A 14,165-nucleotide genomic window follows, 5' to 3' on the forward strand; every position below is an offset into this window, starting at 1 on the left:
ACAACAACTAAAAACGAGCGTTTACAACCATGGCACTACTGACTGAACACGAACAACGCCAGGTCGCCGAAGCGATTGCCCGGGTCGAGCAACAGACCGACGCCGAACTGGTGACCGTGCTGGCCGCGCGTGCCGATGATTACGCCTATATCCCGTTGCTGTGGGCCAGCCTGATTGCGTTGGTGGTGCCGGGAGTGGTGCATTACTTGTCGGGCTACCTGAGCATGTACGCCTTGTTGTTGGCGCAGTGGTCGACGTTCATCGTGCTGTGCCTGGTGTTTCGCCTGCCTAAAGTCACCACCCGCTTGATCCCTCGCTCAGTACGCCATTGGCGTGCCTCGAACCTGGCGCGCCGGCAGTTCCTCGAGCAGAACCTGCACCACACGCTGGGCGGCACCGGGGTGTTGATTTTTGTCAGCGAGGCCGAGCGCTATGTGGAGATCCTGGTGGATGACGGGATTTCCAAGCGCCTGGATGACAGCAGTTGGGATGGCATCGTCAAGGCGTTTACCCAACAGGTGAAACAGGGGCAAACGTTGGCCGGGTTCATTGCCTGCATCGAAGCCAGCGGTGAGTTGCTCAAGGTGCATGTACCGGTGACGCAAACCCGTAATGAACTGCCCAATCGCCTGATCGTGCTCGAATAACCCAACCAGTGCCGAACCCAATGTGGGAGGGGGCTTGCCCCCGATGGCGGTGCATCAGCTGCAGATGAGCTGACTGACACACTGCTATCGGGGGCAAGCCCCCTCCCACATTTGGATCTGCGGTTGGAGGCGCCAATCTTACCGTTGATCAAATAACCCCGTGCCCTCAGCCCCCATCCCCCCTAAAATGCCCGGCATTCCCAGCCCGAGGCGTTTTGTTCATGTCCGTCACCGCTCAACCTGCCCGCCCTGCGCCGGATCATCACGCCCAGTTCATCGAACTGCTGAGCGCAAGCCTTGCGCACAACGCCTTTATCAAACTGGTGCTGGCCAAGTACGTCGGCGAGGAAGCCGAGCTGCAACGGCTGATCATCAAGGCGGTGACGGTCAAGGAGCAGCCCTGCCTGTCCTTCGTCTACCGCTACAAAACCCGCGACATCACCAAGAACTTCGCGGTGGCCGACGGCGTGGCGGCGATTGCCGAGTTGTTGCCGACGACGTTCAAGAACGCACACTTGCTGGCGCTGACCGACGAAGCCCAGCTGGAATACAGCAAGAAGAACAAAAGCTCGCTGTTCAAAAGCAAGCCGCAGCAATTGCGTGAAGCGCCGTCGGCCGAGCACAACCGCGAGAAGAATCGCTTCCTCGACCTGAGCCGGCCGTTCCTCGCCGACCTGGGCGTGACCGACGCCAAGCACGCGCTGATCCCGTCGATGTCGCGCAAGTGGAAGCAGATCAACAAGTTCATCGAAGTGTTCAGCCATGCGTTGATCGCGTCACCGCTGAGGCTGGACCAACCCGTGCGCGTCGCCGATTTCGGCTCGGGCAAGGGCTACCTGACCTTCGCCATCCACGACTACCTGCGCAATACCCTCAATGTCGAGGCCGAGGTCACCGGCGTTGAATTGCGCGAAGACATGGTTGCCCTGTGCAACACCGCCGCCGCCCGTCTCGAACACCCGGGGCTGGTGTTCACCTGCGGCGACGTGCGCAGCGTCGCGCCCAGCGAGCTGGACGTGATGATCGCCCTGCATGCCTGCGACATCGCCACCGACTATGCGATCCACACCGGCATCCGCTCCGGTGCGTCGATCATCATGTGCTCGCCGTGCTGCCACAAACAGATCCGCCTGCAAATCCAGAGCCCGCTGCTGTTGAAGCCGATGCTGCAATACGGTTTGCACCTGGGCCAGCAGGCCGAAATGGTCACCGACAGCCTGCGCGCCTTGTTCCTGGAGGCCTGTGGTTATGAGACCAAGGTGTTCGAGTTCATCTCCCTGGAGCACACCAACAAGAACAAGATGATCCTCGCGGTCAAACGCGCGGAGCCGGTGGACAACACGCAGTTACTGGACAAGATTCAGGCACTCAAGGACTTCTATCACATCACCGAGCACTGCCTGGAAACCCTGCTGCGCACCGACGATTACCTAGGCTGAACACGAAGCCAATGTGGGAGGGAGCAAGTCGAATCGTCGCACCGCCCCTCCCACCGTTAAATCGCATTGGCCTTTGAGATTGGCGCCGGCTGCACCGCCGTCTTGCGCCCCAGCATCACCGTTACGATCACCCCACAGGCGAACAGCCAGGTGATCGGTTCGATGTGCTCACCAAAGAACAGCGCCGAAAACGCGATGGTGAAGAAGATCTGCAACAGTTGAATCTGGCTGACCCGCGCAATGCCGCCCATGGCCAACCCGGCGTACCAGGCGAAGAACCCCAGGAACTGCGAGAACAGCGACACATAACCGAACGCCCACCAGGTGCGCATGGAAATCGCGCCTTGATGCTGCGCCGCAAGGTAAGCCACCGGGCCGATCAACAGCGGCGTCGACAGTACCAGCGCCCAGCAGATCACCTGCCAGCCGCCCATCTCCTTGGCCAGGCGCCCGCCTTCGGCATAACCCAGGCCGCCCACGGCAATCGCACCGAGCATCAACAGGTCCCCCGCTTGAATACTGCCGGCGCCGGTGATCAACGCATAACTCAACACCAGCGCACTGCCCAACGCCGCACAGGCCCAGAAGGCTTTCGACGGGCGCTCATGGGACAGCCACGCGGCGTACAGCGCAACGCACAGCGGTTGCAGGCCATTGACCAACGCGCCGTGGGACGCCGGCAGCGTCTGCATGGCCCACGCCGACAACACCGGAAAGCCCAAGATCACCCCGGCAATCACCAGGCACAGGCCGCGCACCTGGCGCCAGCTCGGCCAGCGCTCGCGGCGCCACAGCAACAGCACCGCCGCCGGGATCGCGGCGAACAACGCACGGCCCAGGCCGTTGAGCAACGGGTGGATTTCCTGCACCACGATACGCGTGAAGGGCAGGGTCAGGCTGAAGATGATGACGCCCAGCAGGCCGAGGGCCATGCCAGTGTTTTCGCGCGAACTCATGGCGGGAACCGGAATCGAGGGGGCGGAGGTGAACGCTCATCTAGCCACAGCCTCCCGGAATCGGGGGCCTACAGCTGGGTGCAGATTGATCCGTACAGTTGTAGTAGCGGGGGATTACCCGCACCGTCGGCACGCGCCTATCTTGGCTACTCTTGTCTGCCCAACCGTTGAACTGGAGAAATGTCCCATGGCCGCGAAAAAGATCCTGATGCTGGTCGGCGATTACGTCGAAGACTATGAAGTGATGGTGCCTTTCCAGGCGCTGCTGATGGTCGGTCACATCGTCCATGCGGTGTGCCCCGACAAGACGGCCGGCCAGACCGTGCGCACGGCGATCCATGACTTTGAAGGCGACCAGACCTACAGCGAAAAGCCCGGTCACCTGTTCGCCCTGAATGCGGATTTCGCCGAGGTCGAAGCCGCCGACTACGACGCGCTACTGGTGCCCGGTGGTCGTGCGCCGGAATACCTGCGCCTGAATGAAAAAGTCCTGCGACTGGTGCGCGCCTTCGATCAGGCCGGCAAGCCGATTGCGGCGGTGTGCCATGGCGCGCAACTGCTGGCGGCGGCGGGTATCCTTGGCGGCCGCGAGTGCAGTGCCTATCCGGCCTGTGCCCCGGAAGTGCGCCTGGCAGGCGGTTCGTTCATCGATATTCCAGTGACCCACAGCCACGTTCAAGGCAATCTGGTCACGGCACCGGCCTGGCCGGCGCATCCAAGTTGGCTGGCAGGGTTCCTTGGCCTGCTGGGCACGAAAATCACCTTGTAAGCAACGGAGGTCATCGCCATGTGCGAGCTGTACGTCAAGGCCGACCCGATTCTCTATGAGTCTCGCTCGCGCTCCCTGCGCATCTGCGGTGTCGTCACCACCGTGCGCCTGGAAAACCAGTTCTGGGACATCCTCAGCGAAATCGCCAGCGTGGATGGCATGACCACCAATCAACTGATCACCAAGCTGTACGAGGAAGTCATGGACTACCGCGGCGAGGTGGTCAATTTTGCCTCGTTTCTGCGCGTCAGCTGTACCCGCTACTTGAGCAAGCAGCGCACACAGACGGCCGAGTTGAGCCTGGTGCGCAACCGCTAGGCCGGCGTCAGAAGAACCGTGTCACGCTGATTTTTGCGTCGCGCCCCTTGGTGTAGGCGCGGTCGCCGCTCAACGCCGGACGGAAGTTGTTGTTGAACAGGTTGTCCACGGTGAAGTTCACCTCGGTGCCTTTCAGGTAAGCCTGTTGCGGGGTCCATTTGGCGAACAGGCCCTGGGTGTTGTAGCGCTTGTTGCCGTACTGGTCGTAGAACGAATCGCCGACGCTGGAACCCGGGCCGCCGGAGTATTTATCGCTGGGTAGGCGATCTGTCGCGCCGATGAATTGCCCCATCCATCCCACCTGGGCATTCCACGCCGGAATGTGGGTGCCCATCACCAGCACCCATTTGGTCGGCGGAATGTCGCGAGCCGACACGTCCGGGCCCCATGGGTTGGTGTAGGCGCCTTCGTGCTTGCCGGTGGTGTAGGCAAACGACACCGAACCGAACAGGTAGGTGGAGTTATAGAACGATTCCACCTCGAAACCCTTGATGGTCAGGCCGCCGATGTTGCGGTAATTGGACCTCGCTCCCGGCGGGCAAGCGGTGGCGATGGTGCCGCCGTTGATCGCCTGGTTCTGGCAGCCCACGCCCGTGGCCTTGAAGATTTCGTCTTCGACTTTGTTGTGGAACAGGGTGGTGCGCAGTTGCAGGTTATCGTCCTGGGCGATCAGGTTGTCGAAGTGGGTGATGTTGCCCACGCTGATCGAGGTGATGCGTTCCGGGTCGAGGTCGACGCTGGTGGCGGTGCGGCTGCCCAGGCCCTGCACTTCGTACTGCTCGTCGATCACCGGGGCGCGCCAGGTCTGGCTCCAGTTGGCGAACAGCGCGACGTTCGGGGTGACGGTCCAGAACAGCGCCAGGCGCGGCGACCAGCCGGTGTAGGTGCGATCGCTGTAGTCGTGGCCGACGGCCGGGTCGGGGTTGCTGTAGTACGGCGCATCGTTGGCCTCGCCGCGGTTGCGCACATGGTCGTAGCGCAGCGATGGCGTGACGGTCACGTCGCCCAGGGTCAGCGCATCCTGGATGAAGAAACTGTTGGTATCCACCTTGCCATGGGGCATGAAGCCCGGCTGGAAATGTCCGTAGTTGTAGTTCGGCGTGTTGTAGGTGGCGCCGGGCATCCACATCTCGGTTTCGCGGGTGTGCTTGCGGATTTGCCCGCCGACTGTCAGCGCGTGTTGCAACGGCCCGGTGTCGAACAGGCTGACGTTGCGGATGTCGAGATTCTTGTCGGTGTAGGCGGTGTCCATCTTGCGCCCGCCGGTGGCCAGCTGGAAAAACGCGGTGGCGTTGCGCTCGTCGGTCTGCTCGGTGTCGGACTGTGAGTATTTGACGGTCAGGTCCACCAGCGGGTTGTCCAGGGGCTGGTATTCATACTTGCCCGACCAAGTGGTGTCGACCGTGTCGCGGTTGGCCAGGAAACGCTTCAACGCGCCTTCGTAGCCGTAGCGGTCGATGTTGGACTGGGTCGGTGGCGTCGGGTAGCTCGCGGCGGAGAACGGCGTCCAGCGGTTGCTGTGGGAGCGTGAGTAAGACAGGCCGACACTGTGCTCATCGGTGAAGTGTGCGTTGACCTTGAACAGCTTGCCGTCCACGTCCTGGGCGGTGTTGGGCAGGCGCTGGGGGTTGATCGGGTACTGATTGTTCTCATTGGGCAGCTTGGCGGCCACCTTCATGTCGCCGCCGTCGCGTTGGGTCAGGTAGGCCAGGGCATCGAACCGGCCATCGTCGGTGCGGCCATACACGGCGCTGCTGTAGACCTGTTCGTGGTCGTTGCTGGAATAACCGTACTTGAGCATCGCGCCGCTGTTGCGGCCGTCCGCGAGCAGGTCCGGGGCATCCTTGGTGGTCATGTTCACCGTGCCGCCAAAACCGCCGTTGCCGCTGAACGGCGAGTTGGGGCCTTTCTCCACTTCGATGCTCTTGATCAGCTCGGGCTCGATGAACACTGTGCCTTGCTGGTAGCGCTCGAAACCGCTCTTGGTGGCGCCGTCGACGGTCAGCGGGACGTCTTCGGCATCGCCGAAACCGCGGATGTTGATGGTCTGGCCACCGGGTTTGAGCGAACCGCCCTGGCTGACCCCAGGCAACGTCTGGAGCAGGCTGGGGATGTTGTTGGCCTGGTAGCGGTCGATGTCGGCCTGGCTCAGGGTCGAGCGGCCGACGGTGCTGGAGTCGACTTGATTACCGGTGCCGATCACGCTCAGGGTGTCCAGCTGGATCACGCTGCTGCTGGTGGTCTTGCCCTCATCGGGGCGCACGACGTAGGTGCTGCCGACCTTGATCAGGGTGAACTCGCCATTGTTCAGCAGGCTGCGAATCGCCACTTCCGCGGTGAAGTCACCGTTGAGCGCCGGTGCCTGGACGTTCTTGAGCTGCTTTTCATCGAACAACAACTGGATTTTCGTCTGTTGCGCGACCTGGCTCAGGGACGTGGCCAACGTCTGGGCGGGCAGTTGCAGTGTGAACGACTGCGCGTGGGCGCTGAGGCTGAAGGCCAGGCACGTGGCAATAAGGCTCGGTCGAAGCAACAGGTGAGAAGCGTGGCAAGGCGTGCGAAACATGAAATCCCCCCGGAGTGGCCAAATAGCCAAAAAGGTGTGCGTATCAAACACAATCAGGAGGAAGACGGGGCAGGCGAAAAAAACCACACATGCGAATGAAAAATATTCTCATGTGTACTGTTTCGGGGTTATTTCCGCGGTTCGATTCTGACAATGCCCTCGGCCGAGGTCACGGTTTTCACCGGCAACAAGGCGGGCAGGGCGTTGAGCAGGGCATCCGGGTCATTCACATCCAGATTGCCCGACACCTTCAGATGCGCCACGGCGTGACTCACCTGCAGCGGAGGTTGGGGGCGGTACAAACTCAATTCATCGATCAGGCTGACCAGTTCGCGATTGCGGAACGACAAGTGCCCGCTGCGCCAGTCGGCGACCTCCTCGGCGATGAGGGATTGCTGTTGCACGGAGCCATTGGCGTAGCTGAAGGTGGCGCGTTGCTGGGCGTCGAGCAATGCCACCGGGTTTTTCGCATCCGGCGCAAACGCCACCTGGCCGTGGGCGACACTGACCACCAGTTGCTGCTGGCTGCGTCGCACGTCAAAAGCGGTGCCCACCACGCGCACCGTCGCTTCGCCGGCTTGCACGTACAGGGGGCGTTCCTTGTCGGCGGCCACTTCGATATACAGCTGGCCCTTGTCCAGGTGAACGATGCGTTGGTGGGCGCTGAAGTCCACGCGCAGGCGGGTGTTGGCATTCACGTAGAGGTGGCTGCCATCGGGCAGGTTCAGGGTGCGCATGCCCTTGGCGTGGGCGGCGACCTGGGTGTGATACAGCTCGCGCGGGGCGCCGACGGGTGCGGCCAGTACGGCGCAGAGCAAGGCGGCAGCCACGGCGAGGGCCGGGCGCCAGATCGCGGTTTTGCGCTTGGGCAGCGCCACGGGGGTGTTCAGTTGCTGCAACTGGCCAAGGTCGGCCCACAGCTGTTCGAATTCGGCGTAGGCACGGGCATGGGCCGGCACGGCCTGCCAGGCGGCAAAGGCCTTGCGGTCGGCGCGTCCCATGGCGTTGCGGTTACGTGCAAACCAGCTGGCGGCTTGGGCATCGACGGCGTCGCTCGCGTCGATGTCCAGGGCGTCGATGTCGCTCAGGCGGTTCATACTGGCTGCTCCGTGCCGGGGTCAGGTTGAAGGCGTCGCTTGCAATGCAGCAGGGCAAACGCGATGTGCTTTTCCACCATGCTGGTCGAAATGCCCATGCGCTCGGCGATCTGCGCCTGGCTCATACCTTCGAAGCGATGCAGCATAAGGGCTTCTCGCCTGCGGGGCGAGAGTTCGGCGAGGACTTCTTTCAACTGTTCCAGGCGTTGCAGACGAAGCGCTGCGGCCATGGGCTCGTTCTGCTCGTCAATGACCGGCTCGGCATCCCTTTCGGCTTGATCGGCGTGGACGCTCTGCCGCACCTTCTGTTTGCGCCAGTGATCGCGCAACAGGTTGCGCGCCATCTGGAACAGAAACGCCCGCGGCTGCTCAACCTTGGCCCGGTCGCGGTAGTCCAGCCATTGGGTGAAGACATCCTGGGTCATGTCCGCTGCGTCGCTGGCGTTGTCCGTGCGCTTGCGCAGGAAATACAGGATATCTGCATAAAACCCGCGAAAGGCATCGGCCGACAGCGGGTCGGGCTTGGGACGCGACATGGATATCCTTCTTGACGAAGCACGACGTAGAAAAGTCGTAAATGATATCGAGAATTATTGTCGTTTGTCTCCAGGCAAATACATTGACCCTGTGGAAGCCGCTCAGGACCTCAGCGTTCGACCGGCACCGACAGTGCAGGATTACCCAGCGCATGGGTGCGCGCGGCAAAGAATCTCAACGCCACGCCGCTGCCATCAAACAACTGCGAATACCGCCGCTTCTGCTGGCGGATAAACCCATCACTGCGCCCCGATACCGCGATCGCGAGGGTCGTCACCCTGGCCTGGCGAATCGCATCCACCAGGTGTTTATCCTGCGGCCCCAGGTCATGGCCGAAGATGCACAGCGCCCCCTCATGGCCGAGCAACTGCTCATAGCAGAACGACAGATAATCCGAACTGCGGATGGTCTTGAGCTTCTCCTCCACCTTGCCCTCACTGACAAACAACGGCACATCGTCCAGGGTCTTGATCGTGTTGTTGATCGCAAAACTGCTGAGCAAGGTGCTGTCGGTGGTGGGCAATTTACGTGCGGTGCCGTCGAGGTTGCGCACCAGGTGCAGGCCGCCGTGCAGGTAGAGGATGCGCGTGGTGTCGGTGCGGGTGTCACGCAGGTCGAAGCTGGCGTCGGCGCTGCGGAACAGGTCATCGATGCCGGGGGTGTGCAGGATCGCCCAGTAGTTGAGCAAGTCGTAGTTGCTGGTGAATACCGTGGAGTAGTTGGCCAGCTCCGCGTTGATCGTCGCCAGCGTCGACGGCTGCACCAGGCGCCACGGAATGTGTACGGCGTGGATGGTGTTGATCAACGCTTCCTTGATCGCGTAGTAGCGATTGCGCGGTGCCGCTGAACTGACTGCCAGGGCTTTGTTGACCCGGCTGGTGGTTTTCAACGCGCTCAGGGCCTGCTCGAAACTGCGGGTTTGCAGGGCGTCGAACACGCTCAGTTCGGATTGGCTCAAGGGTTTTTCTTCAACGGTGCGCGCGTTTTCGAACAGCGAGTCGTAGGCAAAGTCTTCCCAAATCGCCCGGCTGGCGCCGTTTCCGATCAGAATCCCATTGAAATCGATAGCGCTGCGCAGTGCGCTCCAGTCTTCAAGGTGGGCGTCAATATCCTGGAAATCCTTCATTGCGGCGGGTCTACTCAAAATCGGCGGGGCGGTGACTTTATCACGAGCGAGGGTTGATCCTGATCAAGGTGGGCCCTGTGATGAACGTTGATGCTGTCGGCATAACGCCTCTGAGGATTCGCCATGAGCAGCACCTTCTTCATCCCCGCCGTCAACATCATGGGCACAGACTGCCTTGACGACGCGATGGTCGCCATTCGCAACTACGGTTTTCGCAAGGCCCTGATCGTCACCGACGCCGGCCTGGCCAAGGCGGGCGTGGCCAGTATGATCGCCGAGAAACTGGCGATGCAGGACATCGATTCGGTGATCTACGACGGTGCCAAGCCCAACCCCAATGTGGACAACGTCGAGAAAGGCCTCGCGCTGCTGCAGCAGAGCGCCTGCGATTTCGTGGTGTCCCTGGGCGGCGGTTCGCCCCATGACTGCGCCAAGGGCATCGCACTGTGCGCGACCAACGGCGGGCATATCGGCGACTATGAAGGTGTCGACCAATCCAGCAAGCCACAACTGCCGTTGGTGGCGATCAACACCACCGCTGGCACCGCCAGTGAGATGACCCGCTTCTGCATCATCACCGACGAAACCCGCCACGTGAAAATGGCCATCGTCGACCGCAACGTCACGCCGCTGCTGTCGGTCAACGACCCGTCCCTGATGGTCGGCATGCCCAAGGGCCTCACCGCCGCCACCGGCATGGACGCCCTGACCCACGCCATCGAAGCCTACGTGTCCACCGCCGCCACGCCGATCACCGACGCCTGCGCGATCAAGGCCATCGAACTGATCAGCGCCAACCTGCGCCTGGCGGTCCGCGACGGCAGCGACAAGGCCGCCCGGGAAAACATGGCCTACGCACAGTTCCTCGCTGGCATGGCGTTCAACAACGCCTCCCTGGGCTTCGTGCATGCCATGGCCCACCAACTGGGCGGCCTGTATGACTTGCCCCACGGCGTGTGCAACGCGGTGCTGCTGCCCCATGTGCAAAGTTTCAACGCCAGCGTCAGTGCCAAACGCCTGAGCGACGTCGGCCGTGCGCTGGGTGCGGACATCACCGGCAACTCGCCAGAAGAAGGCGCCCAGGCCGCCATCGCGGCCATTCGTGCTTTGTCTAAGGACGTTGAAATTCCCGCTGGCCTGCGTGAACTGGGCGCCAAGTTGCAGGACATTCCACTGCTCGCCACCAACGCGCTGAAGGACGCGTGTGGGCTGACCAATCCGCGGCGGGCGGATCAGCGTCAGATTGAGGAGATTTTCCGCAGCGCGTTCTGATCCGACCGGCAGCGTGCGACGCACACAAACGCGCCGCCCGCCAGAGCCACACACAACAGCGCCAACGGCCATGCCTGCTGACTCACCAGCAGGCTTGCCACGCCACCGATCAACGCCGCCATCAACTGATGTATAAAACCACTCAACGCCATGGCATAGGAGCCGCTGACCGGTGACTCATCATTGGCCACGGACAAACTGATGGGGTAACTCATCGACTGCCCCAGTACCGCCAGGCAATACGGTAACCACAGCAGCAATGCGAGCCCGCTGGCAAACACACTGCCAAGCAGCATGATCGCGGTACCGAGCAACACCAACGCCACGCCCCAGCCCATCATCGTCAACCGTCCCGTGTGCGCGACGAAGCGATTGACCATCAACGCTCCCGCCAGATACGCCGCGCTGATCGGCCAGCCCAGCCAGCCATATTGCGCGGCACTCCACTCGAAATGCCCCTGCAAAATCAGCGGCGCGCAGGTGTTGAACGCAATGATCACTCCATAGCCCAATCCGCCGGCCAACGCCGCATGCAGGAAGGCGGGGTGTCGCACAATTTGGGTGTAAATGCGCCAGGCTGACGCCGACGAATCGGCCTTCACCAGTGTCGGAAAAATCACGCGCGGCAACACCAGCATCAACATGACGGCGCCGATCGCCAGACCATAAAAGATCGCCTCCCAGCCAAACGCTATCTGCAATAACGAGCCCACGAACTGGCCGATGCCGAGCGCGATCACAAAGGTCATCCCCAGCCAAGAAAGGCCCTTGGCCAACAGCGCACCGCTGAAACTGTCCCGCACCAACACCCGTGCCATCACCGATACGCCGCCCGCGCCCAGGCCTTGAATCAGGCGCAACGCCAGAAAAGATTCAACATTGAACGCCGACGGAATCGCGGCACTCGCCGAGGCATACACCGCCAGCGCCGCCAGCAACACCGGCTTTCTGCCAAAGCGTTCGCCCAGGCTTCCCCACAGCAACATCGGAAGCGCCATACCCAACAGGTACACTGCCAAGGCCAGGGCAACGTGGTCTTCGGCCGCCGGTAGGGACTGGGCAATGGCCGGGACCGCCGGCAAATAGCTGCTGATACCGACTTGGGAAAGGAAGGCGGCGCTGCAGGCGAGGGTGAGGGTAGTGGAGTTTTTCAAAGGCGCAGATCTCTTCTTTGGACGCTAAGCTACTGGCGGCACGCTACAAGCTGTTAGTGTATTTGTCTTTAGCGTGCCGCTCAGGGCAGGCCATTGAAGGTAAAACCTTATGAGAGTTCTGTTATTCGGTGCCACCGGCATGGTCGGCCAGGGCGTTCTGCGCGAGTGCCTGCTGGCCGCTGACGTGCAGGAAGTCGTCGCCGTCGGCCGCACGCCGTTGACGCAGGAGCACGGCAAACTGCATCAGGTGCTGCACGCGGACATGCTGGATTTCCAACCTCTGGAGAACCTGCTGCAAGGCTTCGATGCCTGTTTCTTTTGCCTCGGTGTTTCATCGGCGGGGATGAATGAAACCCGCTACACCCATCTCACCTATGATCTGACCCTTGTCGCCGCCAGCACCCTGGCGCGGCTCAATCCGCAGATGACGTTTATCTATGTGTCCGGCGCCGGCACCGACAGTTCCGAAGCGGGCCAGTCGATGTGGGCGCGGGTCAAGGGCAAGACCGAGAATGCCTTGCTGCGCCTGCCGTTCAAGGCGGTGTATGTGTTCCGGCCGGGGGTGATTCAGCCGTTGCACGGCGTGCGTTCGAAGACGCCGTTGTACCAGTTGTTCTATACGGTATTCGGGCCGTTGCTCTCGTTGGTGCGTCGGATAAAGCCAGGCTGGGTAGTCAGCACCGAGACCATCGGCCGTGCGATGTTGGCTGCGGTGCGTAACGGCGCGCCGCAGCCGGTGGTGGAGCAAGCCGAGATCCATCGGCTGGCGGCCGGCAATTCCTGAATAACGGCTGATCAGTTCGCCGTCGCCAGTGCGCGGGCGGGTGTGGCGCTGAATTGAATCAACGCGACGCCGCCGATCAACAGCAACGCGCCCAGTACCCGGGGCGTTGTCAGTCGGCGTTCCCCCAGGCCGAACAGACCGAAGTGATCGAGCAGCAGCGAGGCGAGAAGTTGCCCGGCCATGGCCAGTGCGATAAAACCCGACGCGCCGAGCCTGGGCAGCAGCATCAACGCCAACGAGATAAAGCACACGCCAAATGCGCCACCGGCCCACATCCACAGCGGCGCCTTGCTGATAAACGTCAGGCTCGGCAACGGCAGGCGCAGGGCGATGATCACTGGCAGCAGCACGATAATGCTCACCAGCAACGACGCCAGCGTTGCCCACAACGGGTGACCGAGCCCGCGCCCGAGGTTGGCATTGATCGCGCTTTGAAACGGCACCACCGCCCCCGCAATCACCGCCAAAAGCAATAAACCTGCCCACTGCAACGTCGTCATGTTGAATCTCCCAGAGGTTTTGCTGGACTCTAGGCTATTCGTCACGCAAATTTAAATTCCCGTTTTTTATACAGGGCATGCAGCTAATGAATGATCTGCGCCGCATCGATCTCAATCAGTTGGTGATCCTCGATGCCTTGCTCAGCGAGCAGCACGTCACTCGCGCCGCTGCGCGTTTGCACCTGAGCCAGCCGGCGGTCAGCCACGCCCTGGCGCGCCTGCGCGACATGCTCGGTGATCCGCTGCTGGTGCGTCACGGCGGCAGGTTGCTGCCGACTGCCCGCGCGCTGGAGTTGGCGACGCCGTTGGCGCAGGCTTTGGCCCAGGTGCAGGCGCTGCTGGCACCGAATCGCTTTGATCCGGCATCGGCCACGCGCAAGTTTCGCGTGGCAATGTCGGACTACAGTGCGGCGATTTTCCTGCCGAGGCTGGTGCGCACCTTGCGCCGTGAAGCGCCCGGCATCGATCTGCAGATCATCCAGGCCAGCCGCGAAGGCATGGTGGATGGCGTGCTCAATGGCGATATCGACCTGGCCGCCGGGGTCTTCCCTGACATGCCTGCCGAATTGCGTACTACGCCGTTATTCGAAGAGCATTACACCTGCCTGGTCGACCGCGCCAGCCTGCCACCCAGCGGTACGCTCGACCTGCCCACCTACCTGTCGCGGCCCCATGTGCTATTGGAAATGCGTGGCAGCGGCACCCCGGAAATCGAGCGCGCGTTGACCGCGATCCGTGAGCGGCGGCATGTGGCGATCAGTCTGCCGCATTGGGGCGTGGCGCCACAGTTGATCGAGGGTACGGACCTGATCCTGACCGTGTCGTCGAGGGGCGTGCTCAACGTCGACCGTGAGCAACTGTCGACGGTGCCGCCGCCGTTTCATATTCCGTCGTTTGCGTTTGAGCTGGCATGGCATGTGCGGCGGGGTGGAGATCCGGGGTTGCTGTGGTTGAAGGCGCAGGTGCAGGGTGTATTGTCCGAAGGTTGCCATTAACAGGA

At 61.9% G+C, this 14,165-nt stretch carries 14 protein-coding genes; 7 read left to right on the forward strand and 7 right to left on the reverse strand.

Annotation, left to right across the window (positions count from 1 at the left end; genetic code table 11):
- Positions 1-29 precede the first annotated feature (29 nt).
- A complete protein-coding gene (locus tag J2Y83_RS06465) occupies positions 30-647 on the forward strand; it encodes a TPM domain-containing protein (RefSeq protein ID WP_253393908.1) in 618 nt (205 codons plus the stop codon).
- Positions 648-868: 221 nt separating this feature from the next.
- Entirely contained in the window at positions 869-2,086 is a 1,218-nt protein-coding gene (locus tag J2Y83_RS06470) for a class I SAM-dependent methyltransferase (protein ID WP_253393910.1), read from the forward strand.
- Between the two features lie 56 nt (positions 2,087-2,142).
- Here the strand turns inward: J2Y83_RS06470 and J2Y83_RS06475 are convergent, their stop codons facing one another.
- Positions 2,143-3,042 carry a DMT family transporter gene (locus J2Y83_RS06475; RefSeq protein WP_253393912.1) on the reverse strand — a complete coding sequence of 300 codons (900 nt, stop codon included), beginning with the start codon at positions 3,040-3,042 and terminating at the stop codon, positions 2,143-2,145.
- A gap of 187 nt (positions 3,043-3,229) precedes the next feature.
- Here J2Y83_RS06475 and J2Y83_RS06480 point away from each other — a divergent pair, with 187 nt between their 5' ends.
- The gene (locus J2Y83_RS06480) at positions 3,230-3,811 is read left to right on the forward strand and encodes a DJ-1/PfpI family protein (protein WP_253393914.1); all 582 of its coding nucleotides are present in this window, start codon (positions 3,230-3,232) and stop codon (positions 3,809-3,811) included.
- Between the two features lie 18 nt (positions 3,812-3,829).
- Positions 3,830-4,129, forward strand: coding sequence for a ribbon-helix-helix domain-containing protein (locus tag J2Y83_RS06485; RefSeq protein ID WP_247408489.1), 300 nt, complete (start codon positions 3,830-3,832; stop codon positions 4,127-4,129).
- 7 nt (positions 4,130-4,136) lie between these two features.
- Here the strand turns inward: J2Y83_RS06485 and J2Y83_RS06490 are convergent, their stop codons facing one another.
- The 4 genes from J2Y83_RS06490 to J2Y83_RS06505 form a co-directional block, all read right to left on the reverse strand.
- Entirely contained in the window at positions 4,137-6,695 is a 2,559-nt protein-coding gene (locus tag J2Y83_RS06490; RefSeq protein ID WP_253393916.1) for a TonB-dependent receptor, read from the reverse strand.
- A gap of 128 nt (positions 6,696-6,823) precedes the next feature.
- On the reverse strand, positions 6,824-7,792 hold the full coding sequence (locus J2Y83_RS06495) for a FecR family protein (protein WP_253393918.1): 969 nt from the start codon (positions 7,790-7,792) through the stop codon (positions 6,824-6,826).
- Positions 7,789-8,328 (reverse strand): RNA polymerase sigma factor, encoded by a 540-nt coding sequence (locus J2Y83_RS06500; RefSeq protein ID WP_253393920.1) that lies wholly within the window; start codon positions 8,326-8,328, stop codon positions 7,789-7,791. The genes J2Y83_RS06495 and J2Y83_RS06500 overlap by 4 nt, the downstream gene beginning before the upstream one ends.
- 110 nt (positions 8,329-8,438) lie before the next feature.
- On the reverse strand, positions 8,439-9,455 hold the full coding sequence (locus tag J2Y83_RS06505) for a DUF4917 family protein (RefSeq protein WP_253393921.1): 1,017 nt from the start codon (positions 9,453-9,455) through the stop codon (positions 8,439-8,441).
- 123 nt (positions 9,456-9,578) lie between these two features.
- On the opposite strand from J2Y83_RS06505, the gene yiaY reads away from it, so the two are divergent.
- The gene (gene yiaY / locus J2Y83_RS06510) at positions 9,579-10,727 is read left to right on the forward strand and encodes an L-threonine dehydrogenase (protein ID WP_247406975.1); all 1,149 of its coding nucleotides are present in this window, start codon (positions 9,579-9,581) and stop codon (positions 10,725-10,727) included.
- On the opposite strand, the gene J2Y83_RS06515 is transcribed toward yiaY, so the two are convergent.
- On the reverse strand, positions 10,694-11,881 hold the full coding sequence (locus J2Y83_RS06515) for an MFS transporter (protein WP_253393923.1): 1,188 nt from the start codon (positions 11,879-11,881) through the stop codon (positions 10,694-10,696). The two genes, yiaY and J2Y83_RS06515, sit on opposite strands and share 34 nt — an antisense overlap.
- A gap of 109 nt (positions 11,882-11,990) precedes the next feature.
- Here J2Y83_RS06515 and J2Y83_RS06520 point away from each other — a divergent pair, with 109 nt between their 5' ends.
- Positions 11,991-12,665 (forward strand): NAD(P)H-binding protein, encoded by a 675-nt coding sequence (locus tag J2Y83_RS06520; RefSeq protein WP_253393925.1) that lies wholly within the window; start codon positions 11,991-11,993, stop codon positions 12,663-12,665.
- A gap of 11 nt (positions 12,666-12,676) precedes the next feature.
- On the opposite strand, the gene J2Y83_RS06525 is transcribed toward J2Y83_RS06520, so the two are convergent.
- Positions 12,677-13,165, reverse strand: coding sequence for a DMT family transporter (locus J2Y83_RS06525; protein ID WP_253393927.1), 489 nt, complete (start codon positions 13,163-13,165; stop codon positions 12,677-12,679).
- Between the two features lie 77 nt (positions 13,166-13,242).
- Here J2Y83_RS06525 and J2Y83_RS06530 point away from each other — a divergent pair, with 77 nt between their 5' ends.
- Positions 13,243-14,160 carry a LysR family transcriptional regulator gene (locus J2Y83_RS06530; RefSeq protein WP_253393929.1) on the forward strand — a complete coding sequence of 306 codons (918 nt, stop codon included), beginning with the start codon at positions 13,243-13,245 and terminating at the stop codon, positions 14,158-14,160.
- The last annotated feature ends 5 nt before the right edge of the window (positions 14,161-14,165 follow it).

It is taken from the genome of Pseudomonas marginalis (assembly GCF_024169655.1).
Lineage (GTDB): Bacteria > Pseudomonadota > Gammaproteobacteria > Pseudomonadales > Pseudomonadaceae > Aquipseudomonas > Aquipseudomonas paraveronii.

Coding starts and splice junctions, on each gene's coding strand:
- J2Y83_RS06465 (WP_253393908.1), top strand. CDS start 30: ATGGCACTACTGACTGAACACGAACAACGCCAGGTCGCCGAAGCGATT.
- J2Y83_RS06470 (WP_253393910.1), top strand. CDS start 869: ATGTCCGTCACCGCTCAACCTGCCCGCCCTGCGCCGGATCATCACGCC.
- J2Y83_RS06475 (WP_253393912.1), bottom strand. CDS start 3,042: ATGAGTTCGCGCGAAAACACTGGCATGGCCCTCGGCCTGCTGGGCGTC.
- J2Y83_RS06480 (WP_253393914.1), top strand. CDS start 3,230: ATGGCCGCGAAAAAGATCCTGATGCTGGTCGGCGATTACGTCGAAGAC.
- J2Y83_RS06485 (WP_247408489.1), top strand. CDS start 3,830: ATGTGCGAGCTGTACGTCAAGGCCGACCCGATTCTCTATGAGTCTCGC.
- J2Y83_RS06490 (WP_253393916.1), bottom strand. CDS start 6,695: ATGTTTCGCACGCCTTGCCACGCTTCTCACCTGTTGCTTCGACCGAGC.
- J2Y83_RS06495 (WP_253393918.1), bottom strand. CDS start 7,792: ATGAACCGCCTGAGCGACATCGACGCCCTGGACATCGACGCGAGCGAC.
- J2Y83_RS06500 (WP_253393920.1), bottom strand. CDS start 8,328: ATGTCGCGTCCCAAGCCCGACCCGCTGTCGGCCGATGCCTTTCGCGGG.
- J2Y83_RS06505 (WP_253393921.1), bottom strand. CDS start 9,455: ATGAAGGATTTCCAGGATATTGACGCCCACCTTGAAGACTGGAGCGCA.
- yiaY (WP_247406975.1), top strand. CDS start 9,579: ATGAGCAGCACCTTCTTCATCCCCGCCGTCAACATCATGGGCACAGAC.
- J2Y83_RS06520 (WP_253393925.1), top strand. CDS start 11,991: ATGAGAGTTCTGTTATTCGGTGCCACCGGCATGGTCGGCCAGGGCGTT.
- J2Y83_RS06525 (WP_253393927.1), bottom strand. CDS start 13,165: ATGACGACGTTGCAGTGGGCAGGTTTATTGCTTTTGGCGGTGATTGCG.
- J2Y83_RS06530 (WP_253393929.1), top strand. CDS start 13,243: ATGCAGCTAATGAATGATCTGCGCCGCATCGATCTCAATCAGTTGGTG.